Genomic DNA, 23,470 nt, shown 5'->3' with positions numbered 1-23,470 from the left:
TGTCATACGACGTGATATGACGCGCGGGCACCCCTTTACCTAGTCGCTGGAGGACCAGGACCATGCTTGGCAATCAACAGACCCCGGGGCGCAGCCTGTCGCGCGATGCCCTGGCCTCACTCGTGGTGTTTCTGGTCGCCCTGCCGCTGTGCATGGGGATCGCCATCGCCTCCGGCATGCCGCCGGCCAAGGGCATCATCACCGGCATCATCGGTGGCCTGGTGGTCGGCTTTCTCGCCGGCTCGCCGCTGCAGGTCAGCGGTCCGGCCGCCGGCCTGGTGGTGCTGGTGTTCGACCTGATCAACCGCCACGGCATCGAGGCCCTGGGCCCGGTGCTGCTGCTGGCCGGCCTGCTGCAGCTCATCGCCGGCTTCACCCGCCTGGGCGCCTGGTTCCGCGTCACCTCGCCCGCCGTCGTCTACGGCATGCTCGCCGGCATCGGCATCCTCATCGTGCTCTCGCAGCTGCACGTGATGCTGGATGCCAAGCCGGCGGCCTCGGGCCTGTCCAACCTGCTGGCCTTCCCCGGCGCCGCCCTCACCGCGGCAAGCCAGTGGAACGGCAGTGGCAGCGGCGCCCAGGCGGCGCTGATCGGTCTGCTGACCATCGCCAGCATGTGGCTGTGGGAGAAATTCCGCCCGCAGACCCTGCGCTTCCTGCCCGGCGCCCTGATCGGCGTGACCCTGGCGACCCTGGCCAGTCTCTGGCTGGCGCTGGACATCCGCCGCGTGGAAGTGCCCAACAACCTGGCCGACGCCATCGACTGGGTGACCTTTGCCGACCTGGGCATGCTGGCCAATGCCGAACTGGTGGTGGCCGCCCTCGCCCTGGCCTTCATCGCCAGCGCCGAGACCCTGCTCTCGGCCGCCGCGGTGGACCGCATGCACACCGGGCCGCGCTCGCACTTCGACCGCGAGCTGGGCGCCCAGGGTGTCGGCAACCTGCTCTGCGGTGCCGTTGGCGCCCTGCCCATGACCGGGGTCATCGTGCGCAGCTCGGCCAATGTCCAGGCCGGCGCCACCAGTCGCGCCTCCACCATCTTCCACGGCCTCTGGCTGCTGGCTTTCGTCGCCGCCCTGCCCTTCGTGCTCAAGCTGGTGCCGGTGGCGAGCCTGGCCGGCGTGCTGGTGTTCACCGGCGTCAAGCTGGCCGATCCCAAGTCGCTGACCGGGCTCAAGCGCTATGGCCGGACACCCATGATCATCTATGCCCTGACCGCCCTGATGATCGTCGCCACCGATCTGCTGACCGGGGTGCTGGTGGGCTTCGGCCTGTCCATCGCCTTCCTGGCGGTCAAGGCGGCGCAACTCAAGGTCAGCCTGACCTATCGCGAAGACCAGCCGGACCAGGCCGACCTGCGCCTGGTGGGCGCCGCGACCTTCCTGCGCGTGCCCCAGCTGACCAAGGTGCTGGAACAGGTCAAGCCCGGCACCACCCTGCACGTGCCCCTGGAGCGCGTCTCCTATATCGATCACGCCTGCATGGAGCTGCTCGAGGACTGGGGGCGCACCCAGGCCAGCAATGGCATGCGCCTGGTGATCGAGCCCAAGGCCCTGGAGCGCCGCCTGGAAGGCCAGGCGCCGGCGGGTCAACCGGTCATGCCGGCCCAGGCACCGGCCTGATCCGGAGGGTGGAGCGGCCAGCGGCCGCTTCACCCCCTTCCCTCACCTCAGCGGCGCTGCCGGATCAGAAGTCCGCAGCGCCGTCGCTGATCGCGATACCGGCTTGCCAGAGCCCCTCATCGTCGCTCCGCCCCCTTTCTCCCCGGCCATAAAGTGGACAGAATGTCCACATAGATGGCCAAAATTGGTCGATAAATGTCCAAGTCGGCATCAGTCATCCTACCAACGGCTAATAGTCTGCTAATTAACTTTCGCTCTTCTCGGCTTTGCCTTATAACGCTATCTGGTTCGACTTTTGTCGCACCAACGATCTTTGTGTCGGGCCACCCTCTATCTCGGGGGTAATCGCTTTGCCAGGAAAGCCATGCGACGCCCACACGGCTAAAAATGACTCCAAGAGAGGTAGGTATGCGCAAGCCTGAATTGGCGACTGTGATCGCTGAAAAAGTCGGACTTCCAAAGGAACAAGCCAACGTCGTGCTCAACACGCTGCTGGACGAGATCGCGAATGCGCTGCACCGCAAGGACAGCGTTACCCTGGTCGGCTTCGGTACCTTCCTGCCGCGTCACCGCGGTGCCCGCATGGGGAAGAATCCCCAGACCGGCGAGCCGGTCAAGATTCGTGCGAGCAACACGGTGGCGTTCAAGCCGGGCAAGGCGCTGAAGGACAGCATCGAAGGCTGAGCATGAAGCGGCACGGATCGCCGCTGCAGCCAAAAGGCATCGCCCGTGCGATGCCTTTTTTGTGTCCGCGCAGAAGACGCGGAGCGGGGTGATCAGCCGATGGCGATCATCTCGAAGTCGCCCTTGCCCACGCCGCAGTCCGGGCACAGCCAATCCTCGGGCACATCCTCCCAGCGCGTTCCCGGCGCGATGCCGTCGTCCGGCCAGCCCAGGGCTTCGTCATAGATATAGCCGCACACGATGCATTGCCATTTCCGCATGTTCTGTTATCTCCCAACCGGCTTCAGGTAGCGCGCACGCTACGCGAAAGCCCGGCAAAGGCCAACCGTGCCGGAACCCCGGCGGACGCCCAGGGCTCCATAGGCTGCGCGTGGCAGCTACCCGTCTTCCACCCCGATCAGCTAGGCTGAGTCCATGAATTCCTCGCCATCGCCCATGCCCTGGGCCATCTATTTCGCCGTGCTGGGCAGTGTCATCAGCGTGGGCCTGGCCAGCGGCCTGTCGATGCCGCTGGTCTCGCTGCGCCTGGAAGGCTGGGGCTATGGCAGCTTCGCCATCGGCGTCATGGCCGCCTCGCCAGCCCTCGGCATCCTCACCGGCGCCAGTCTGGCCGGACGCCTGGCCGCGCGCATCGGCACGCCGCGGCTGATGCGACTGTGCCTGATCAGTGGCGCCGCCTCGCTGATCGTGCTCTCGCTGCTGCCCAGCTACCCCTTGTGGCTGCTCCTGCGCCTGGCCCTGGGCGCCATCCTCACCCTGGTCTTCGTGCTTGGCGAAAGCTGGATGAACCAGGTCATCACCGATCGTTGGCGCGGCCGCCTGGTGGCCCTCTATGGCAGCAGCTACGCCCTGAGCCAGCTGGCCGGTCCGCTGCTGCTGGGGGTGCTGGGCACCGAGGGCGACCAGGGCTTCTGGCTCGGCGCCCTGCTCATGCTCGGCGGCGCTGCCCTGCTGCTCGGCCGCCAGGGCGCGCCGGCCGCCGGCGGCCATACCGCGGCCTGGCGAGCGCTGCTGGACTTCTGTCGCGGTGCTCCAGCCATCGCCTGGGCGGTGGCGCTGTTCGCCTGCTTCGAGGCAATGATCCTCACCCTGCTGCCGGTCTATGCGCTCAACCAGGGCTTCGGCCAGCAACTGGCGCTGTACATGGTCAGCGCCGTGGTGGTGGGCGATGCCCTGCTGCAACTTCCCCTGGGCCTGCTCGCCGATCGCCTCTCGCGCCAGGGCCTGTTCCTTGGCTGCGCCCTGGGGCTGCTGGCGGTCAGTCTGGCCCTGCCGCTGCTGCTGCACACCGCGGGCGTCTGGCCACTGCTGGTGCTGTTCGGCGCCACCGCCGGCGGCCTCTTCACCCTGGCGCTGATCCTGGTGGGCGAGCGCTATCGCGACGCCGAACTGGTCAGCGCCAACGCCTGCATCGCCCAGCTCTGGGGCGTCGGCTGCCTGGTCGGCCCGCTGGTCACCGGCGCTGCCAGCCAGTGGCTCACCGGCCACGCCCTGCCGCTGCTGATGGCGGCCGGTGCTGCGGTATTGCTGGTGATCGTCGGCCGTAGGGGCAGCGCGCCGACCATGCAAACGGCAATTTAATACCCAATATCGCGCTATATAAGCTTGTTTCAGGCACTATATTGCCGATAATGCGTATAGCACCCATAATTATCGGCAGTATATTGCCGGAGGTCTGCCGTGAGTACGCTCGTGGTTCAAGCCTATCTGAGCGGGCATTGGCACGATGCCCTGCGCCTGGTTTTCGATGACCCTGGGCAAGGCCCCCAACAAGGCGCCTGCACCCTCAGCTATCTGGCCGCCTACCTGAGCGATCATCTCGACGATTTCGGCAAGCCGACGGCTGCAGCCGTGAGCGCCAACCTGCCTTTGAGTTGGGAGGTCGAGCGCCTGCCCCATTGGCCAGCGTTTCTCCAGGACATTCTCCCGGCTGGCGCCGCTCGCCGCTTTCTGCTGCCTCGCCTCGGGCTGACCGCAGCGGAAGCTGCGCAGACCGACTTTCAATTGTTATCGCGCTGCACGCCAGCGCCCATTGGCCATCTGCGAATTCGTGAGTCGCTGGACGGGCTGGCGCAGACACCCTCCGTGGGCTTTACCCGTGAACAGGTCATCGCTCGCGATCAGGACTTTTTGGAGTATGCCTATGAGCAAGGTGCCGCCATCGGCGGTGCAACCGGGGCAGGTGGCGATGCACCCAAGCTACTGCTGGCCGAAGATGCTCAGGGCTTGCTCCATCCAGATGCCACCCTAGCCGATGACCTGGCCTGTCGACACTGGCTGGTGAAGTTTCCGCGCAACAAAGGCAACGCCACGGACCAGGACATCCTGCGTAGCGAGCACGGCTACTATCGGGCCTTGAATACCCTTGGGCTGGAGACCGTCGCTGAAAACGGACTCGCCCTGGAAGAAGGTCGCCGCCCCAGTCTCTGGCTGCCACGCTTCGACCGCTGCACCGGCCCGCAACACGTAGAGCGTCTGGCCGTTGAATCCCTCTATTCGCTGACTCACACCCTGGTGCCCGGCAGCTATCTAAATCATCTCGACGCCATCGGCGCCCTGATCAGGGTCTGGCGCGCAGCGGGTCAGGACCGCGAGATTCCGGCGCTGCTGGACGACTACCTGCGCCGTGATCTGCTCAATCAGCTGCTGGGCAACAGTGACAACCACGGCCGCAATACCGCCATTCTGCGAGATGAGCATCGCGTGCGCCTGGCGCCTCTCTACGACCTTGCCCCCATGGTCATGGATGAGCAGGGCATCACCCGAACCAGCAAATGGCCAACGCCCGTCGAGCAGGCGGGCGCTGTCGATTGGTACGCGACCTGTCGGCTGCTGGCCGAGTGGGACGATCCCGAACGGCTGTGGGAAGCACTCAAGCAGAACGCCGAGCAGCTCCGCTCCCTGCCGGACCTGTTGCAGCCGATGCTGCCCCGGGCCACCTGGGAACATCCGCGGATTCCGTTACGGCGTCTGGATAGCCATTTGCGCGAGGCAGGGCTGCTATGAACCTCGATGATCCGGAACTGCGGCAACACAAGCTGGATGATATCCGTGAAGGATTACAGACCGGGCGCCTGAGTCTGGGCACCGGTGTCCGCCGCCTCCGTCGCGACATAACCGGCCTGACCCAGGCTGACTTCGCACGCATGGCCCGTATCTCGCTGCGTACCTTGCGACAATTGGAGCAGGATGAAGGCAATCCCACCCTGGCGACGCTGCAAGCGGTCTTTCGACCCTTCGGCCTGGGAATGGGCGTCGTCCCCCTGAAACGCCATTGAGCCCTACGAAAAACGCCGGCACGGGGCCGGCGTCTCTTGTCTCGGGCAGCACTTAGAACGCCGGCACCACGGCGCCCTTGTATTTCTCTTCGATGAATTGCTTCACCGCCGGGGTGTTCAGCGCCTTGGCCAGCTTCTGCACGGCATCGCTGTCCTTGTTGTCCGGACGGGCGACCAGGATGTTGGCGTAGGGCGATTCCTTGCCTTCCAGCAGCAGGGCGTCCTGGGTCGGGTTGAGCTTGGCTTCCAGGGCGTAGTTGGTGTTGATCAGCGCCAGGTCGACCTGATTCAGCACGCGTGGCAGGGTCGCGGCTTCCAGCTCCTTGAACTTGAGCTTCTTGGGATTCTCGGCGATGTCCTTGGGCGTGGCGAGGATGTTGGCGCTGTCCTTGAGCTTGATCAGCCCGGCCTTTTCCAGCAGCAGCAGGGCACGGCCGCCATTGGTGGCGTCGCTGGGGATGGCCACGACGGCGCCTTCGCGGACTTCGTCGAGCTTCTTGATCTTTTGCGAGTAGATGCCGAAGGGCTCGACATGCACCTGGGCGACGGTCACCAGGTCGGTACCGCGGCTCTTGTTGAATTCATCCAGGTAGGGCTGGTGCTGGAAGAAATTGGCGTCCAGACGCTTCTGGGCCACCTGCAGGTTGGGCTGCACGTAGTCGGTGAAGACCTTGATCTGCAGGTCCACCCCTTCCTTGGCCAGCTGGGGTTTGACGAATTCGAGGATCTCGGCGTGGGGCACCGGGGTGGCGGCGACGCTGAGGGTCTCGGCGGCGTGGGCGGCCAGGCTGGCGGCCAGCAGGGCGGCGGTGGCGAGCAATTTCTTCATGGCAGTTTCCTAGAACGGGGTGGAACCGTCGACGCCTCTACGGGCGTCGACGGCGATGGAGCCGAGGCTCAGAACGCGGGAACGACGGCGCCCTGGTACTTCTTCTCGATGAATTGCTTCACCTCGGGGGTGGTCAGGGCCTTGGCCAGCTTCTGGATGGCCGGGTCGTTGGCCTTGTCGGCACGGGTGTAGAGCAGGTTGGCGTAGGGCGACTCGCCGCTCTCGATGAAGATGGCGTCCTTGGTCGGCACCAGCTTGGCTTCCAGGGCGTAGTTGGCGTTGATCAGCGCCAGGTCGACCTGGTTCAGCACGCGCGGCAGGGTCGCGGCTTCCAGCTCCTTGAACTTCAGGTGCTTGGGATTCTCGACGATGTCACGCGGGGTGGCGGTGACGTTGCTCGGATCCTTGAGGGTGATCAGGCCCTGCTTGGCGATCAGCAGCAGCGCGCGACCGGAGTTGCTCGGGTCGTTGGGGATGGCCACGGTGGCGCCGTCCTTGAGTTCCTTGATGTCCTTGATCTTCTGCGAATAGGCACCGAAGGGCTCGACGTGCACCGCCACCACCGGCACCTGGTCGCTGCTCGGGTTGCTCTTCTTGTAGCTGGCGTAATAGGGCTTGGTCTGGAAGTAGTTGGCATCCACCTGCTTCTGATCGGTCTGACGATCAGGCTGGATGTAGTCGGTGAAGACCTTGATCTTGAGGTCCACGCCTTCCTTGGCCAGCTGCGGCTTGATGAATTCCAGGATCTCCGCGTGGGGAACCGGATTGACCGCGACGGTCAGGGTCTCGGCGGCCTGGGCGGCGGTGGCGACACCCAGGCCGAAGGCCAGGGACAGCAGGGTACGTTTCAGCGACATCTGGATTTTCCTTGTGCAAAACCTTCGAGTGGATGAAGCCTGGATCAACGACGACTGAAATGGGCGACGAGGCGATCGCCGACCATCTGCAGTACCTGGACCAGCACCAGCAGCAAGAGCACCGTGACCACCATGACGTCGGTCTGGAAGCGCTGGTAGCCGAAACGGATGGCCAGATCGCCGAGGCCGCCGCCGCCGATCACCCCGGCCATGGCGGTGTAGGACACCAGGGCGATGGCGGTGACGGTGGTGGCCGCGATCAGCCCGGGCAGGGCCTCGGGCAACAGGGTGCGGGTGACGATCTGCCAGAGGCTGGCGCCCATGGCCTGGGTCGCCTCGATGATGCCGCGGTCGACCTCGCGCAGGGCGGTCTCCACCAGCCGGGCGAAGAAGGGCGCGGCGCCCACCACCAGCGGCGGAATGGCGCCCTCGACGCCCAGGGAGGTGCCGATCAGCCAGACCGTGATGGGGATCATCAGGATCAGGAGGATGATGAAGGGCACCGAGCGCAGCACGTTGACCACGAAGGAGAGGATGCCGTAGACCAGCGGCTGCTCCAGCAGCTGGCGGCGGCTGGTGAGAAACAGCAGCACGCCCAGCGGCAGCCCGAGGATCAGGGTAAAGAGCATGGACCAGCCAAGCATGGCCAGGGTGTCCTGGGTCGCCTGCCAGATCTCGGCCCAGTCGATGTTGGTGAAGAGTTCGTCCATCAGCGCAGGACCTCCACGGTGACGTCGGCGGCCTGGAAGCGAGCCAGGGCGGCGTCCAGGTCACCGCCCACCAGGGCGATGGTGAGCTGGCCATAGGGCTCGTCCCGGATGCGGTCGATGCGACCGCCGAGAATGCTGTAGTCGACACCGGTCTCCCGGGCGACGTGGCCCAGCAGCGGTGCATAGGTGGCTTCGCCACGGAAGGTCAGACGCAGGATGCGGCCTTCGACATGGGCATAGGCGTCGGCCAGGTCGGCCTCGTCCTGGTGCTCGGCCTCGAACACGAAGCGGCGGGTGGTGGGGTGCTGCGGGTGCAGGAAGACATCGGCGACGGTGCCCTGCTCCACCACGGCACCGCCGTCGAGGACGGCGACGCGGTCGCAGACGCGACGGATCACGTCCATCTCGTGGGTGATCAGCACGATGGTCAGGCCCAGCTCGCGATTGAGTTCGGCGAGCAGTTGCAGCACCTGGGCGGTGGTCTGGGGATCGAGGGCGCTGGTGGCCTCGTCGCAGAGCAGGATCTTCGGCTCGGTGGCCAGGGCGCGGGCGATGCCGACGCGCTGCTTCTGACCGCCGGAGAGCTGCGCCGGATACTTGCGCGCCTGGTCGGACAGGCCGACCCGCGCCAGCAGTTCCTCGACGCGCTGGGCGATCTGCGCCCGCGAACGGCCGCCGGCCAGTTCCAATGGCAGGGCCACGTTGGCCGCCACGGTCTTCGAGGAGAGCAGATTGAAGTGCTGGAAGATCATGCCGATGCGGCGGCGGAAATCGCGCAGCTCGGTCGAGCCCAGGGTGGTGACCTCGGCGCCATCGACCTGCAGGCGACCGCCGCTGGGGGCTTCGAGGCGATTGATCAGGCGCAGCAGGGTGCTCTTGCCGGCACCGGAATGGCCGATCAGGCCGAAGATCTCGCCGGCTTCGATCCTCAGGTCGACCGGCTGGAGCGCCGCGACCTCGCGACCGCGCGTGCGGTACGTCTTGTGGACAGCGTGGAATTCGATCAATGGAAAAACCTTGTGGGTATCGTCAGACAACTGGAGGGTGATCCGGCCGCGCAGTTTAACGTGCGCGCTTATATCTGCTTAGCACTTGTTGTCGGGTATTAAGCCAATAAAGGCATATGGCCAGTTCGTGCGTCGGGACTTCACCCGCGGGAACAGCCCGTCGCTTCGCATCAGCCAAGCGGAACACCAGCTCCAGCCCATGAGTCACTACAGGACTGCCTGTATTCGCCCCACATTCCGTAGGGGACGCAAAGAGCGCCTGACAGGCGCCTGATGAGGACTTTCCATGGCTACGCCCCCCAAGAGTGAACTCGCCGGTACCGATACCCTGGATCGCCAGAACACCTCGAAGAAAATCGAGCAACTGGAGCAATTCCGCTCCGATGCCACCGGCCAGGCACTGCGCACCAATCATGGCGTGAAGATCGCCGACAACCAGAATTCGCTGCGCGCCGGCACCCGCGGTCCTTCCTTGCTCGAAGACTTCATCATGCGGGAGAAGATCACCCACTTCGACCACGAGCGCATCCCGGAGCGCATCGTCCATGCCCGCGGCACCGGCGCCTACGGCTATTTCCAGCCCTACCAGGACTGGTCTGACCTGACCAAGGCCGCCCTCTTCCGCGACCCCAACCACCAGACCCCGGTGTTCGTGCGCTTCTCCACCGTGCAGGGCCCGCGCGGCTCCGGCGACAGCGTGCGCGACGTGCGTGGCTTCGCCATCAAGTTCTACACCGAGGAAGGCAACTGGGACATGGTCGGCAACAACATGCCGGTCTTCTTCATCCAGGACGCCATCAAGTTCCCCGACTTCGTCCATGCGGTGAAGCCCGAGCCGCACAACGAGATCCCCACCGGCGGCAGCGCCCACGACACCTTCTGGGACTTCGTCTCCCTGGTGCCCGAGTCGGCGCACATGGTGCTCTGGACCATGACCGACCGCGCCATCCCGGTGAATCTGCGCAGCATGCAAGGCTTCGGCATCCACACCTTCCGCATGATCAACACCGCCGGCAAGGGCGTCTTCGTCAAGATCCACCTGAAGCCCGCCGGCGGCGTGCGCTCCTTGGTGTGGGACGAGGCTCAGAAGCTGGCCGGCAAGGACACCGATGCCCACCGTCGCGACCTCTGGGAAGCCATCGAAGCCGGTGACTACCCCGAGTGGGAATTCGGCGTGCAGATCATTCCCGAGGAAGACGAGCACAAGTTCGACTGGGACATCCTCGACGCCACCAAGATCATCCCCGAGGAGCTGGTGCCCATCACCCCGCTGGGCAAGCTGGTGCTCAACCGCAACCCGGACAACTACTTCGCCGAGACCGAGCAGGTGGCCTTCTGCCCCGGCCATGTCGTGCCCGGTATCGACTTCAGCAACGATCCCCTGCTGCAGGGTCGGCTGTTCTCCTACACCGACACCCAGATCAGCCGTCTCGGTGGGCCGAACTTCCACGAGCTGCCGGTCAACCGCCCAGTGGTGCCGAATCACAACGGCCAGCGTGACGCCAAGTACCGCATGACCATCGACAAGGGCCGGGCCTCCTACGAGCCCAACTCCATCGACGGCGGCTGGCCCAAGGAAACCCCGCCGGCACCCCAGGACGGCGGCTTCGAGAGCTACTACGAGCGCATCGACGGCCACAAGGTGCGTGAGCGCAGCGAGACCTTTGGCGACCACTTCTCCCAGGCCACGCTCTTCTACAACAGCCTGTCGGAAGCCGAGCAGGCGCACGTCGCCGATGCCTACAGCTTCGAGCTGGGCAAGGTCGAGCGCATGTGGATTCGCGAGCGCCAGGTCAACGAGATCCTCGCCAACATCGATCTGGAGCTGGCGCAGAAGGTGGCCAAGAAGGTCGGCGTGACCCCGCCCACCGCCCCCACCGTGCAGCCGCGCAAGATCTCCATCGACAAGTCGCCGGCGCTGAGCCAGCTCAACCTGCTGTCCGGCAACATCAAGGGCTTCAAGGTGGCGGTGCTGGTGGGTGACGGCGTCATCGCCAGCGAAGTGGAGGCCATCAAGCAGGCGCTCAAGGCCGAAGGTGCTCATGTGAAGGTGCTCGGCCCCACCGCCGGCCCGGTCAAGGCCGCCGACGGCAGCGAAGTGGCCGTGGACGGTTCGGCCGAAGGCATGCCTTCGGTGGCGCTGGACGCGGTCTATGTGCCGGGCGGTGCCGAGAGCGTCAAGGCCATGCTCGATGACGGCGTGATCAAACACTACCTGCTGGAAGCCTACAAGCACCTCAAGGCCATCGCCCTCACCGGCGAAGCCGAGCAGTTGCTCAAGGCGGTCTACCTGGACACCGACGAGGCGCTGCTCACCGGCAGCGACTTCAAGGCGGTGCAGCAGGACTTCTTCGCCGCCATCGCCAAGCACCGTTGCTGGGCGCGGATGCCGAAGATCAAGTCCATCCCGGCCTAAGCAGGCAGACATGAAAAAGCCGACCGTCGCGAGACGGTCGGCTTTTTTTTGGGGGGTCATCGCGGCCATGGGCCGCTCCTACAGGTGCATCAACTACTGTAGGAGCGGCCCATGGCCGCGATCAAAGGCTTTAACTCAGTACCAAGACCCCATCCATTTCCACCTGGGAGCCCTTCGGCAGCGCGGCGACGCCGATGGCGGCGCGTGCCGGATAGGGCTGCTGGAAATAGCGCCCCATGATCTCGTTGACGGTGGCGAAGTGGGCGAGGTCGATCAGGAAGATGTTCAGCTTGACGATATCGGCCAGCGAACCACCGGCGGCTTCGGCGACGGACTTGAGGTTCTCGAAGACCTGGACCACCTGGGCTTCGAAGCCGTCCACCAGCTCCATGCTGGTCGGGTTGAGCGGGATCTGCCCGGAGAGATAGACGGTGTCACCGACCTTGATCGCCTGGGAATAGGTACCAATGGCGGCCGGCGCCTTGTCGGTGTGGATCACTTGCTTGCTCATGGGTCGCTCCTGTGCGGGAAAGGCCCGATTCTGCAAGCCGGTGGTGACACCCTGCAACCTCAGCTGCGAACCCGAGTGATACCGGCCACGCCCTTGAGCGTCCGCAGCTTCTTGATCACCCGCGCCAGGTGCACGCGATCACGCACGCTGACCACCAGCTGGACCACGCTGACCCGGCCGTCGCGCTCGTTCATGCCGATCTTCTCGACGTTGGCGTCCGCGGCGGTGACGTTGTTGGCCAGCATGGCGATCAGGCCGCGCTGGTGCTCCAGCTGGACGCGCAACTCGACGCTGAATTCGCCAGTGACGTCCTTGGCCCAGTTGAGCACGATGCACTTTTCGCTGTTATGCCGGAATTCGGCGATGTTCCGGCAATTTTCCAGGTGGATCACCATGCCCTTGCCGGCCGACAGGTGACCGACGATGGGATCGCCCGGAATCGGCGTGCAGCACTTGGCGTAGCTGATCACCAGGCCTTCGGTGCCGCGGATCGCCAGCGGGCCCTGGGGCGTGGTGCTGGCCTGGGGTTCCAGTGGCTCTTCCTGCTCGCTGCCGGACACCAGGCGCCGCGCCACCACATAGGCCATGCGGTTGCCCAGGCCGATCTCTTCGAGCAGGTCTTCCAGCACCACGCCCTTGTATTCGCCGAGCACCGAGAGGATGCGCATCGGCGAGATCTTCGACAGCTGGGTGCCGAAGCCGGACAGCGCCTTGTTCAGCAGCCGCTCGCCGAGGCTGATGGACTCGGAGCGACGCTGCTGCTTGAGCGCATGGCGGATGTTGGTGCGCGCCTTGCCGGTGACCACGAAGTTGAGCCAGGCCGGATTGGGCCGGGCGCCGGGGGCGGTGACGATCTCCACCGTCTCGCCGCTGCCCAGCGGCTGCGACAGCGGCGCCAGGCGGCGGTTGATGCGGCAGGCGATGCAGCTGTTGCCGACGTCGGTGTGCACCGCGTAGGCGAAGTCCACGGCCGTGGAGCCCTTGGGCAGCTCCATGATGCGGCCCTTGGGGGTGAAGACGTAGACCTCGTCGGGAAAGAGGTCGATCTTCACGTTCTCGATGAATTCCAGGGAGTTGCCCGCGCGCTGCTGCAACTCGAGGATGCCCTTCACCCACTGGCGGGCGCGCAGGTGACTGGCGCGCGGTTCGTCGCCGCCGGCCTTGTACAGGCCATGGGCGGCGATGCCGTTGTTGGCCATCTCTTCCATCTCGCGGGTGCGGATCTGGATCTCGATGGGCACGCCGTGCATGCCGAACAGGGTGGTGTGCAAGGACTGGTAGCCGTTGGCCTTGGGGATGGCGATGTAGTCCTTGAAGCGCCCCGGGAACGGCTTGTAGAGATTGTGCACCGCGCCGAGCACGCGGTAGCAGGTGTCGACCTTGTCGACGATGATGCGGAAGCCGTAGACGTCCATGATCTCGTTGAACGACTTACGCTTGCCGCGCATCTTCTGGTAGATGCTGTGCAGGTGCTTTTCGCGGCCGACCACCTCGCCGTCCAGGCCGTCGCGGGCCAGGCAGTTGGCCAGGGATTCCTGGATCTTGCCGAGGATCTCGCGGCGATTGCCCCGCGCGGTCTTGACCGCCCGCTGGATGCGTTCGGCGCGCATCGGGTGCATGGCGCGAAAACCCAGGTCCTCGAATTCCACGTAGAAATCGTGCATGCCCAGCCGGTTGGCGATGGGCGCGTAGATTTCCAGGGTTTCCTTGGCGATGCGCCGGCTCTTGTCCGGCGGCATGGCGTCCAGGGTGCGCATGTTGTGCAGCCGGTCGGCCAGCTTGACGAGGATGACGCGGATGTCCTTGGACATCGCCATGGTCATCTTCTGGAAGTTCTCCGCCTGGGCCTCGGCCTTGGTCTCGAACTTCATCTGGGTCAGCTTGCTGACCCCGTCCACCAGCTCCGCCACCGTCTCGCCGAACTGGCCGGCCAGGGCTTCCTTGGCGATGCCGGTGTCCTCGATCACGTCGTGCAGCATGGCGGCCATCAGGCTCTGATGGTCCATGTGCATGTCGGCGAGAATGTTGGCGACGGCCAGCGGATGGGTGACATAGGGCTCGCCGCTGCGGCGGCGCTGCCCGTCGTGAGCCTGCTCGGCGTAGTAGTAGGCCCGCCGTACCAGATTGACCTGGTCGGGGGTCAGGTAGTCCGCCAGACGCTCGGCCAGCAGGTCGATGCCGGTCGGGTGGACGTCACCATACGCAGGCTCGGCGGCCATGGCTTAGAGGGCCTCGCCGTCCACTTCTTCGTTGACTTCGAAGGCGGCGAACAGCGGCTCTTCTTCGACGATGTCGTCAAGACGGATGACTTCTTCGTCGACCAGACCTTCGGCGATCTCGCGCAGGGCGACGACGGTGGGCTTGTCGTTGTCCCACGGTACCTTGGGCTCCTTGCCGCCGGTGGCCAGCTGGCGCGAGCGCTTGGTGGCGAGCATGACCAGCTCGAATCGGTTGTCTACGTTGTCCAGGCAGTCTTCGACAGTAACGCGGGCCATGGTCTTCCTCGTGGCGATGATGATCCCGGGAACGGGGGACCCGATAGTATAAAAATTCGCCAGTGGCAAGGGAAGGGGCGGTGGTCGGAGGACCACCGGCACCGCACCTGGGTAAGTGGCTCCCGCCCGCGCCGGACGGGAGCCCTGGCCGGATCAGGCGCCGGCTTTCTTCTTCAGGCGCCAGGCGTGCAGCAGCGGCTCGGTGTAGCCGCTGGGCTGCTCGCGGCCCTTGAAGATGAGGTCGCGGGCGGCGCGATAGGCGTAGGACGTGTCGAAGTGACCGGCCATGGGCTCGTAGAGGGCATCGCCGGCGTTCTGGCCGTCGACCACCTTGGCCATGCGCTGCAGCGTCTCGTCCACCTGTTCGGCGCTGACCACGCCGTGGTGCAGCCAGTTGGCGATGTGCTGGCTGGAGATGCGCAGGGTGGCGCGGTCTTCCATCAGGCCGACGTCATGGATGTCGGGCACCTTGGAGCAGCCCACGCCCTGGTCGACCCAACGCACCACGTAGCCGAGGATGCCCTGGCAGTTGTTGTCCAGCTCCTGCTGGATGGCCTCGGCGGACCAGTCCGGCGACTCGGCCACCGGTACGCTGAGCAGCCCGGCGAGCAATTCGCCGCGGGCGGCGTCGACGTCGCTGCGTTCCAGCTCCTGCTGCACCTGCTGGACGTTGACCTGGTGGTAATGCAGGGCGTGCAGCACGGCGGCGGTGGGCGACGGTACCCAGGCGGTGTTGGCGCCGGCCTTGGGATGGCCGATCTTCTGCTCCAGCATGGCGGCCATCAGATCGGGCATGGCCCACATGCCCTTGCCGATCTGCGCCTTGCCGCGCAGCCCACAGGCCAGGCCGACCAGCACGTTGTTGCGCTCGTAGGCGGTGATCCACTTGGAGGTCTTCATGTCGCCCTTGCGCAGCATGGGGCCGGCCAGCATGGCGGTGTGCATCTCGTCGCCGGTGCGGTCGAGGAAGCCGGTGTTGATGAAGGCCACCCGCGCCGCGGCGGCGGCGATGCAGGCCTTGAGGTTGACGCTGGTGCGCCGCTCCTCGTCCATGATGCCCAGCTTGACGGTGTTGGCCGGCAGCCCCAGCAGGGCCTCGACACGGTCGAACAGCTGGACGGCGAAGGCCACCTCGGCCGGGCCGTGCATCTTGGGTTTGACGATGTACACCGAGCCGCTGCGGGAATTGCCCTGGCGCTTGAGGTCGTGCATGGCGATGGTCACGGTGACCACGGCATCGAGGATGCCCTCGGGGATCTCGCGGCCGTCTTCCAGCAGCACCGCCGGATTGGTCATCAGGTGACCGACATTGCGGATGAACAGTAGCGAGCGACCGTGCAGGCTCAGCGGCTGGTCGTCGGCGCCCTGGTACTCGCGATCGGGGTTGAGGCGGCGGGTGAAGGTCTCGCCACCCTTGCTGACCTCTTCGGCCAGGTCGCCCTTCATCAGGCCCAGCCAGTTGCGATAGGCCAGCACCTTGTCGGCGGCGTCCACCGCGGCGATGGAGTCTTCCAGGTCCATGATGGTGCTGACCGCGGCTTCCATCAGCAGGTCCTTGACCCCGGCGGCGTCGGTCTTGCCGATGGCGCTGTCGCGGTCGATCTGGATTTCCAGGTGCAGGCCGTTATGGCGCAGCAGGACCGCGGACGGTGCCGCGGCATCGCCCTGGTAACCGACGAAGGCGGCCGGATCGGCCAGTTCGCTGGTACCGCTCCTGAGGTCCACCACCAGGCGGCCATCCTGGATGCGGTAGGCGGTGGCGTCCCGGTGCGAGCCGCTGGCCAGGGGGGCCACGCCATCCAGCACCTGGCGGGCGAAGGCCACCACCTTGGCGCCACGGGCGGGGTTGTAGCCCTTGCCGCGCTCGGCGCCATCGGTTTCGGGCAGGGCGTCGGTGCCATAGAGGGCATCGTACAGCGACCCCCAGCGGGCGTTGGCGGCGTTCAGGGCGTAGCGGGCGTTGAGCACCGGCACCACCAGCTGCGGACCGGCCTGTTCGGCGATCTCGCGGTCGACCCCGGACGTCGAGGCCTGCACCTGGCCGGGGACCGGTTGCAGATAGCCGATGCCTTCCAGAAAGCGCTGGTAGGCGGGCAGATCGGTGACCGGACCGGGATGAGCGCTGTGCCAGTTGTCCAGCTCCACCTGCAGGCGATCCCGCTCGGCCAGCAGTTCGCGATTGCGCGGCGCCAGCTCGTGCACCAGCTGGTCCACGCCCGACCAGAAGGCGGCGGTGTCGAGCCCGGTGCCGGGCAGCACTTCCTCGTCGATGAAGCGCTGCAGCTCGGTGGCCACCTGCAGGCGGCCCAGGGTAGTACGGTCGGTCATGATGGCTTTCCTTGATATGAAGCTGTGAATTCAGTTGAGAGCCGCGATGGCGGCTTTCGCGACCTGCGCATCTTCCGGCGCCTTGACACCCGAGACGCCGACGGCGCCCACCACCTGGCCGTCCACCAGGATGGGTACCCCGCCTTCGAGCATGCCCTGCATCAGCGGGGCGCTGAGAAAGGCGGTGCGGCCGTTGTTGATCATCTCTTCCAGCACCTTGGACTCCTTGCGCGCCAGGGCGGCGCTGCGGGCCTTTTCCGGGGCGATGTAGGCGCTGTTGGGCGCGGCGCCGTCGAGGCGCAGCAGAGCCAGCGGATGGCCGCCGTCATCGGCCACGGCGATGCACACGGCCCAGCCCTGGCGCTCGGCTTCGGCGCGACCGGCGGCCAGCAGGGTGTCGATCTCGGCAAGGGTGAGCACGGCTTTGGTCTTCATGGGGCCTCCAGGGTTCAGGGTTGGGTCGGAGCGGCCAGGGCCGCGTCGAGGATTTCGATCCAGTGGCGCACCGGGGTCCGCCCGGCGCCGTCGAGATGGCTCTGGCAGCCGACGTTGGCGGTGGCGATCACCTCGGGGTGACCGCTCTCCAGGGCATCGAGCTTGGCGTCGCGCAGCCGCCGCGACAAGTCCGGCTGGGTCAGCGAATAGGTGCCGGCCGAGCCACAGCAGAGGTGGCCGTCGGGCACCGGCGCCAGCGGGAAGCCAAGGCGCTGCAGGACGCCCTCCACGGCGCCGCCCAGGCGCTGGGCGTGCTGCAGGGTGCAAGGGCAATGGAAGGCCAGCCGCGGGGTGTTGGCCAAGCGCAGCTCTTCCAGCGGCAGCTCGCGCAGCACCTCCACCAGGTCGCGGGTGCGCGCCGAGACTTCCCGCGCCTTGGCCGCATAGGCCGGATCGTCCTTGAGCAGGCTGGCGTATTCCTTGACGAAGGCGCCGCAGCCGCTGGCGGTCTGGATGATGGCTTCGGCGCCGCCCTGCAGCGCCTGCCACCAGGCGTCGATGTTGCGCCGGGCGCGATCGAGTCCGGCCTCCTGGGCATTGAGGTGGTAGTCCACCGCGCCGCAGCAGCCGGCGCGGGGCGCGGCCTCCAGGCTGATGCCGAGGCGATCCAGCACCCGCGCGGTGGCGGCATTGGTGTTGGGCGAAAGCCCCGGCTGCACGCAGCCTTCGAGGATCAGCATGCGCCGGGCATGGCGTGGCGCGGGTCGCAAGCCCGGAGCGGCAATGCGCGCCGGCAGCTTGGCCTGGACGCCTGCCGGCAGCAGCGGCTTCAGCGCCTGGCCGCTTTTCAGCAGCGCGCCGAACAGGCGCGGCTGCGGCAGCACCTGGCGCAGGCCGGCGCGCAGCAGGCGCTGGCCCAGCGGGCGCGGTACCCGGCGCTCCACCTCGGCGCGGCCGATGTCGAGCAGTTCGTGATAGGAGACGCCCGAGGGACAGGTGGTCTCGCAATTGCGGCAGGTCAGGCAGCGGTCGAGATGCTCGCGGGTCTTTTCGCTGACCTCGCCGCCTTCGAGCATGCCCTTGATCAGGTAGATGCGCCCGCGTGGACCGTCCAGCTCGTCGCCGAGCAGCTGGTAGGTCGGGCAGGTGGCATTGCAGAAGCCGCAGTGCACGCAGCTGCGCAGCACCCGCTCGGCATCGGCGGCGCGGGGCAGTTCGCGGGCGGCGGGACTCAGATTGGTTTGCATGACGTCTTTCCCCTACAGCCCGGCGTACAGCCGACCCGGATTGAAGATCCCCTGGGGGTCCAGGCGCGCCTTGAGGCGGCGGTGATAGTCCAGCAGCGCGGCGGGCAGCGGATGCTGGGCCTCGCGCTCGGTGTCCGGCGTGTAGCAGAGCGCATGGCCGCCAGCGCGCGCGGCGATCTCGCGCAGCACGGTGGCCGGGGCATCGCTCTTGAGCCAGTACTGGGCACCGCCCCAATCCAATAAGCGGCTGCCGGGCAGGTCCAGCAGCGGGGTGTTGACCGGCACCGACAGCCGCCACAGGGGTGCGGGCCCTTCGAAGAAGGCCAGCCGCTGTTCGTTGAGCTCGTCCCAGAAGCCTTCGCCCAGGGCTTCACCGCCCAGGCGATCGGCCGCCGAGCGCACCGAACCCTCGCCGCCTTCCAGGCGCAGGTGCAGCCGCTGGCCGTCATGGCAGGCCGCCGAGATCGGCAGGGCTTCGCGGCCCCAGACGGCCAGGCGTTGCAGGGCGCGTTCGGCATCCAGATCCAGACTCAGACTCTGGGTGCAGCGCGGCCTGGGCAGCACCTTGAAGGACACCTCGGTGATCACCCCCAGGCAACCCTGGCTGCCGGCCAGCAGGCGGGAGACGTCATAGCCGGCGACATTCTTCATCACCTCGCCGCCGAATCTCAGGTGTTCGCCGGTGCCGGTGATCAGCCGGGTACCCAGGACGAAATCCCTCAGGCTGCCGGCCCAGGGGCGGCGCGGACCGGAAAGACCGCAGGCCAGGGTGCCGCCGACGGTAGCGCCCTCCCCCAGCCGCGGCGGTTCGCAGGGCAGCATCTGCCCCTGTTCGGCCAGGGCGGCGTTGAGTTCGGCCAGCGGCGTACCGGTGCGCACCGTGGCCACCAGTTCGGTGGGATCGTAGTGCACCAGACCGCGATGGCCGCTGACGTCCAGCGGCTCGCCCTCCACCGCACGGCCCAGCCGGGCCTTGGTGTCGCCGCCATGGATGCGCAGCGGCTGGCGACGGGCCAGGGCCTCGCGGACCTGGTCGAGGAGCAGGTTCAGACTGTCCATCAGAAACGCTCCAGTTCGGGGTGGGGCAACTGGCCGCGATGCACTTGCAGGCCGCCGAATTCGGCGCAGCGGTGCAGGGTCGGCACGTTCTTGCCGGGATTGAGCAGCCCGGGGGCGTCGAAGGCGGCCTTCACCGCATGGAAGAAGGTCAGCTCGCCCGACTGGAACTGGGTGCACATGGCGTTGATCTTTTCGCGACCGACGCCGTGCTCGCCGGTGATGGTGCCCCCCACCGCCACGCAGAGATCGAGGATGCGGCCGCCCAGGGCCTCGGCCTGTTCCAGCTCGCCGGACCGATTGGCATCGAAGAGGATCAGCGGGTGCAGGTTGCCGTCGCCGGCATGGAAGACATTGCCCACCGCCAGTCCGTATTCTGCCGACAGCGCCTCGATGCCGCGCAGCACCTCGGGCAGGGCGCGGCGCGGGATGGTGCCGTCCATGCAGTAGTAGTCGGGCGACAGCCGCCCCACGGCGGGAAAGGCGTTCTTGCGTCCGGCCCAGAATTTCTGCCGCTCGGCCTCGTCGCGGGCCAGGCGGATCTCGGTGGCGCCGGCCGCAGCCAGCAGGGCGCTGACCCGCTCGATGTCGGCGGCCACGTCGGCTTCCACCCCGTCCAGCTCGCAGAGCAGGATGGCGGCGGCGTCCACCGGGTAGCCGGCGTGGATGAAGTCCTCGGCGGCTCTCAGGGTCAGGTTGTCCATCATCTCCAGGCCGCCGGGGATGATGCCGGCGGCGATGATGTCGGCCACCGCCGCCCCGGCGCGCTCGATGTCGGCGAAGCTGGCCATGACCACCCGGGCGCAGGGCGGTTTGGGCAGCAGCTTGACGGTCACCTCCACCACCACCCCGAGCAGCCCTTCGGAGCCGGTGAACAGCGCCAGCAGGTCGAAGCCGGGGCTGTCCAGGGCGGCGCCGCCCAGGGTCAGGCGCTCGCCTTCCAGGGTCACGATCTCCACCGCCAGCACGTTGTGCACGGTCAGACCGTATTTCAGGCAGTGCACGCCGCCGGCGTTCTCGGCCACGTTGCCGCCGATGGAGCAGGCGATCTGCGAGGAGGGATCGGGCGCGTAGTAGAGGTCATGGGGCGCCGCGGCCTGGGAGATGGCCAGGTTGCGCACCCCGGGCTGGACCCGCGCCCGGCGACCGTCGGGGTCCACCTCGAGGATGCGATTGAAGCGCGCCATCACCAGCAGCACGCCCTGCTCCAGCGGCAGGGCGCCGCCGGACAGGCCGGTGCCGGCGCCGCGGGCCACCAGGGGTACCTGCAGCTCATGGCAGAGGCGCAGGGTCGCCTGCACCTGCTCCACGGTTTCTGGCAGCACCACCAGCAGCGGCGTGGTGCGATAGGCCGCGAGACCATCGCACTCGTAGGGTTTGAGGTCTTCCCTGTCGTGCAGCAGGCAGTGCTCGGGCAGTTCGGCACGCAACCGCTGCAGCAGTTGCGCCTTGTCCGGGCGGGGCAAGGCGCCGTCGAGACGTTCGTCGTAGACCAGGCTCATCGGGTAACCGCCATTGTTGTTGTTCTGGCTGGAAAGGCTTCGTTGTACCCCGACTGCAAGCGGGGCGTCCATGGTCCAGCGCACTGGTCATACCAGTTTTTGCGCCCTCTTCGACCAAAGGATGAGCCGCTTTCAGCCCGCTTGACGGCAGATTCCGCCAGTGGCTCACTAGCGCCAAACCTCGTGGTCATACCAGCAGGAACTCGCCATGTCCGCGCCCGTCGCCCGTCTTCCCGTCGCCGAGAACGTCAGTCAGCAGATCGAACGCCTGGTGGTGGACGGGGTGCTCAAGGTCGGTCAGCCGCTGCCGTCCGAGCGGCGCCTGTGCGACAAGCTCGGTGTCTCGCGTACCGCCTTGCGCGAGGGCCTGGGCCTGCTGCGCGCCCGCGGCATCATCGAGACCCGCCACGGCCAGGGCAGCTTCGTCGCCCGGCTGGCGGCCCCGGCAGCGGAGAATCCGCTGCTGCACCTGTTCAGCAGCCAGCCGCGCACCCTCTACGACCTGCTGGAGGTCCGCGCCCTGCTGGAGGGCGAAGCCGCGCGCCTGGCGGCGCTGCGCGCCACCACCGCCGACCTGGTGCTGATCGGTCGCCGCTACGACGAACTCTGCGCCGCCTGCCAGGACCCGGCCACCCTGCCGGCGGAAACCCACGCGCGCCTCGATCATGCCTTCCACCTGGCGATCAGCGAGGCCTCGCACAACCCGGTGCTGGTGCACACCCTGCAATCGCTCAACGAGCTCTTGCTGGGTTCGGTGTTCGCCTGCATCGCCAATCTCTACCATCGCCCGCCGCAGCGCCGCGAGATCGACGCCCAGCATGCCCGCCTCTATGCCGCCGTGAGCCAGCGCCTGCCCGACGAGGCCCACGCCGCCGCCCGCGAGCACATCCACAGCGTCAGGGACAGCCTGCGCGAGATCGAGCAGGAAGAGCAGCGCCTGGTGCGGGCCACCATGCGTCTGGAAGGCTGGACCTAGGGAAAAACTTCTGCCGGCAAAGGTGGGCGCCAGAGCCGCTGTCCGTCAGCCCGGGGTGCGCCCCGTCCCTCCGGCAGGCGCAACATCTTGCAACTGCCCTGCCCCGCCCCCATGCTTAGCCGACCTTTTTCCAGCTCTCGGCCCTAATGGACCCTTCCACCAGTCTCGCCTCGACGTTGTTCGCCGATCTCGGCCTCGTGTTCTTCGCCTTCTTCCTCGTGCTGCTCAACGGCTTCTTCGTCGCCGCCGAGTTCGCCATGGTCAAGCTGCGCGCCACCCGCGTGGAGGCCATCGCCAAGAAGCACGGCTGGCGCGGGCGCATCCTCAAGAAGGTGCACAACCAGCTCGACGCCTACCTCTCCGCCTGCCAGCTCGGCATCACCCTGGCCTCCCTGGGTCTGGGCTGGGTCGGCGAGCCGGCCTTCGCCGAATTGCTCGAACCCCTGCTCGGCGCCGTCGGCGTCAGCAGCCCCGAGGTGATCCACGGCATCGCCTTCTTCTCGGCCTTCTTCATCATCTCCTACCTGCACATCGTGGTCGGCGAGCTGGCGCCCAAGTCCTGGGCGATCCGCAAGCCCGACCTGCTCTCGCTGTGGACGGCGGTGCCGCTGTACCTCTTCTACTGGCTGATGTATCCGGCCATCTGGCTGCTCAACGCCAGCGCCAACGGCATCCTGCGCATCGCCGGCCAGGGCGAGCCGGGCGCGCACCACGAGCACCACTACAGTCGCGACGAACTCAAGCTGATCCTGCACTCCAACCGCGCCACCGACCCGGACAGCCGGGTGCTGGCCTCGGCCGTGGAGCTGGGCGAGCTGGAGGTGGTGGACTGGGCCAATTCCCGCGAAGACCTCATCTACCTGGACAGCAAGGCCAGCCTGGACGAGATCCTCACCCAAATCCGCCGCTCCAAGTACAGCCGCTACCCGGTCTACGACGAAGACAGCCAGACCTTTACCGGGGTCCTGCACATCAAGGACCTGCTGCTGGCCATCGCCGGCCTGGACAGCGAAGCCGCCTCCTTCGACCTCGACGACCTGGTGCATCCGCTGGAGCGGGTGACCAAGCACATGCCGCTGTCCGACCTGCTGGAGCAATTCCGCCGTGGCGGCGCGCACTTCGTGCTGGTGGAGGAAGCCGACCACAAGGTCATCGGCTTCCTGACCATGGAAGACGTGCTCGAGGTGCTGGTGGGCGACATCCAGGACGAACACCGCAAGACCGAGCGCGGCGTGGTCGCCTACCAGCCGGGCAAGCTGCTGGTGCGGGGCGACACCCCGCTGTTCAAGGTCGAGCGACTGCTGGGTATCGATCTGGATCACGTCGAGGCCGAGACCCTGGCCGGCCTGATCTACGACAGCCTGAAGCGCGTCCCCGAAGAGGAGACGGTGCTGGAAGCCGAGGGCCTGCGCATCATCGTCAAGAAGATGAAGGGCCCCAAGATCGTCCTGGCCAAGGTCATCAAGCTGGATCCCAAGGACGTCCGCCGGCGCCAGCCGGAAGAGCGCTGAGTCGAC

General features: G+C 66.7%; 21 protein-coding genes. 8 read left to right on the top strand and 13 right to left on the bottom strand.

Annotation, left to right across the window (positions count from 1 at the left end; all coding sequences use genetic code 11):
• The first annotated feature begins 62 nt into the window (after positions 1-62).
• Both POR01S_RS08740 and POR01S_RS08735 read left to right on the top strand, forming a co-directional pair.
• Positions 63-1,622 carry a SulP family inorganic anion transporter gene (locus POR01S_RS08740; protein WP_042135214.1) on the top strand — a complete coding sequence of 520 codons (1,560 nt, stop codon included), beginning with the start codon at positions 63-65 and terminating at the stop codon, positions 1,620-1,622.
• 408 nt (positions 1,623-2,030) lie between these two features.
• Positions 2,031-2,306, top strand: a complete 276-nt coding sequence (locus POR01S_RS08735) for an HU family DNA-binding protein (protein ID WP_017639309.1) — start codon at positions 2,031-2,033, stop codon at positions 2,304-2,306.
• A gap of 92 nt (positions 2,307-2,398) precedes the next feature.
• Here POR01S_RS08735 and POR01S_RS08730 read toward each other — a convergent pair whose 3' ends face one another.
• Entirely contained in the window at positions 2,399-2,566 is a 168-nt protein-coding gene (locus tag POR01S_RS08730) for a rubredoxin (RefSeq protein WP_007161456.1), read from the bottom strand.
• Between the two features lie 175 nt (positions 2,567-2,741).
• Here POR01S_RS08730 and POR01S_RS08725 point away from each other — a divergent pair, with 175 nt between their 5' ends.
• The 3 genes from POR01S_RS08725 to POR01S_RS08715 all read left to right on the top strand — a co-directional run bounded on the left by POR01S_RS08725 (position 2,742) and on the right by POR01S_RS08715 (position 5,584).
• Positions 2,742-3,887: an MFS transporter gene (locus POR01S_RS08725; protein ID WP_042135212.1), complete on the top strand. Its 1,146-nt coding sequence runs from the start codon at positions 2,742-2,744 to the stop codon at positions 3,885-3,887.
• A gap of 99 nt (positions 3,888-3,986) precedes the next feature.
• The gene (locus POR01S_RS08720) at positions 3,987-5,312 is read left to right on the top strand and encodes a type II toxin-antitoxin system HipA family toxin (RefSeq protein ID WP_042135211.1); all 1,326 of its coding nucleotides are present in this window, start codon (positions 3,987-3,989) and stop codon (positions 5,310-5,312) included.
• Positions 5,309-5,584, top strand: coding sequence for a helix-turn-helix domain-containing protein (locus POR01S_RS08715; protein WP_042135209.1), 276 nt, complete (start codon positions 5,309-5,311; stop codon positions 5,582-5,584). The genes POR01S_RS08720 and POR01S_RS08715 overlap by 4 nt, the downstream gene beginning before the upstream one ends.
• Positions 5,585-5,636: 52 nt before the next feature.
• Here the strand turns inward: POR01S_RS08715 and POR01S_RS08710 are convergent, their stop codons facing one another.
• The 4 genes from POR01S_RS08710 to POR01S_RS08695 form a co-directional block, all read right to left on the bottom strand.
• Positions 5,637-6,413 (bottom strand): MetQ/NlpA family ABC transporter substrate-binding protein, encoded by a 777-nt coding sequence (locus POR01S_RS08710; RefSeq protein ID WP_027598104.1) that lies wholly within the window; start codon positions 6,411-6,413, stop codon positions 5,637-5,639.
• Positions 6,414-6,481: 68 nt separating this feature from the next.
• Entirely contained in the window at positions 6,482-7,264 is a 783-nt protein-coding gene (locus POR01S_RS08705; RefSeq protein ID WP_027598103.1) for a MetQ/NlpA family ABC transporter substrate-binding protein, read from the bottom strand.
• 50 nt (positions 7,265-7,314) lie between these two features.
• Complete coding sequence (locus POR01S_RS08700; protein ID WP_007161460.1) at positions 7,315-7,980, bottom strand: methionine ABC transporter permease; 666 nt, start codon at positions 7,978-7,980, stop codon at positions 7,315-7,317.
• Entirely contained in the window at positions 7,980-8,987 is a 1,008-nt protein-coding gene (locus POR01S_RS08695) for a methionine ABC transporter ATP-binding protein (RefSeq protein ID WP_042135207.1), read from the bottom strand. Before POR01S_RS08695 ends, POR01S_RS08700 begins: the two co-directional genes overlap by 1 nt.
• 286 nt (positions 8,988-9,273) lie before the next feature.
• Between POR01S_RS08695 and katE the strand changes: the two genes are divergently transcribed.
• A complete protein-coding gene (gene katE, locus POR01S_RS08690) occupies positions 9,274-11,403 on the top strand; it encodes a catalase HPII (protein ID WP_042135205.1) in 2,130 nt (709 codons plus the stop codon).
• Between the two features lie 130 nt (positions 11,404-11,533).
• Here the strand turns inward: katE and POR01S_RS08685 are convergent, their stop codons facing one another.
• The 8 genes from POR01S_RS08685 to glcD all read right to left on the bottom strand — a co-directional run bounded on the left by POR01S_RS08685 (position 11,534) and on the right by glcD (position 20,977).
• A complete protein-coding gene (locus POR01S_RS08685) occupies positions 11,534-11,914 on the bottom strand; it encodes a RidA family protein (protein WP_027600381.1) in 381 nt (126 codons plus the stop codon).
• Positions 11,915-11,973: 59 nt separating this feature from the next.
• Positions 11,974-14,133, bottom strand: a complete 2,160-nt coding sequence (spoT, locus tag POR01S_RS08680; RefSeq protein ID WP_042135202.1) for a bifunctional GTP diphosphokinase/guanosine-3',5'-bis pyrophosphate 3'-pyrophosphohydrolase — start codon at positions 14,131-14,133, stop codon at positions 11,974-11,976.
• A 3-nt stretch (positions 14,134-14,136) separates the two neighbouring features.
• Positions 14,137-14,409: a DNA-directed RNA polymerase subunit omega gene (gene rpoZ / locus POR01S_RS08675; protein WP_042135200.1), complete on the bottom strand. Its 273-nt coding sequence runs from the start codon at positions 14,407-14,409 to the stop codon at positions 14,137-14,139.
• Between the two features lie 153 nt (positions 14,410-14,562).
• Complete coding sequence (locus POR01S_RS08670) at positions 14,563-16,737, bottom strand: malate synthase G (RefSeq protein ID WP_042135198.1); 2,175 nt, start codon at positions 16,735-16,737, stop codon at positions 14,563-14,565.
• Positions 16,738-16,767: 30 nt separating this feature from the next.
• A complete protein-coding gene (locus POR01S_RS08665) occupies positions 16,768-17,172 on the bottom strand; it encodes a heme-binding protein (RefSeq protein ID WP_027598097.1) in 405 nt (134 codons plus the stop codon).
• A 14-nt stretch (positions 17,173-17,186) separates the two neighbouring features.
• The gene (glcF, locus tag POR01S_RS08660) at positions 17,187-18,419 is read right to left on the bottom strand and encodes a glycolate oxidase subunit GlcF (RefSeq protein WP_042135196.1); all 1,233 of its coding nucleotides are present in this window, start codon (positions 18,417-18,419) and stop codon (positions 17,187-17,189) included.
• 12 nt (positions 18,420-18,431) lie between these two features.
• Entirely contained in the window at positions 18,432-19,478 is a 1,047-nt protein-coding gene (glcE, locus tag POR01S_RS08655; protein ID WP_042135194.1) for a glycolate oxidase subunit GlcE, read from the bottom strand.
• Positions 19,478-20,977, bottom strand: coding sequence for a glycolate oxidase subunit GlcD (glcD, locus tag POR01S_RS08650; protein WP_042135192.1), 1,500 nt, complete (start codon positions 20,975-20,977; stop codon positions 19,478-19,480). Before glcD ends, glcE begins: the two co-directional genes overlap by 1 nt.
• A gap of 208 nt (positions 20,978-21,185) precedes the next feature.
• Between glcD and glcC the strand changes: the two genes are divergently transcribed.
• Together glcC and POR01S_RS08640 are read left to right on the top strand one after the other, a co-directional pair.
• Positions 21,186-21,953, top strand: a complete 768-nt coding sequence (glcC, locus tag POR01S_RS08645; protein ID WP_007161471.1) for a transcriptional regulator GlcC — start codon at positions 21,186-21,188, stop codon at positions 21,951-21,953.
• Positions 21,954-22,099: 146 nt separating this feature from the next.
• The gene (locus POR01S_RS08640; protein ID WP_042135189.1) at positions 22,100-23,464 is read left to right on the top strand and encodes a hemolysin family protein; all 1,365 of its coding nucleotides are present in this window, start codon (positions 22,100-22,102) and stop codon (positions 23,462-23,464) included.
• The last annotated feature ends 6 nt before the right edge of the window (positions 23,465-23,470 follow it).

This window comes from Pseudomonas oryzihabitans NBRC 102199, from assembly GCF_000730625.1.
Classification (GTDB): Bacteria; Pseudomonadota; Gammaproteobacteria; order Pseudomonadales; family Pseudomonadaceae; genus Chryseomonas; species Chryseomonas oryzihabitans.
The sequence above is the reverse complement of the archived record's forward strand: the minus strand, read 5'-3'. Positions and strand labels throughout refer to the sequence as shown.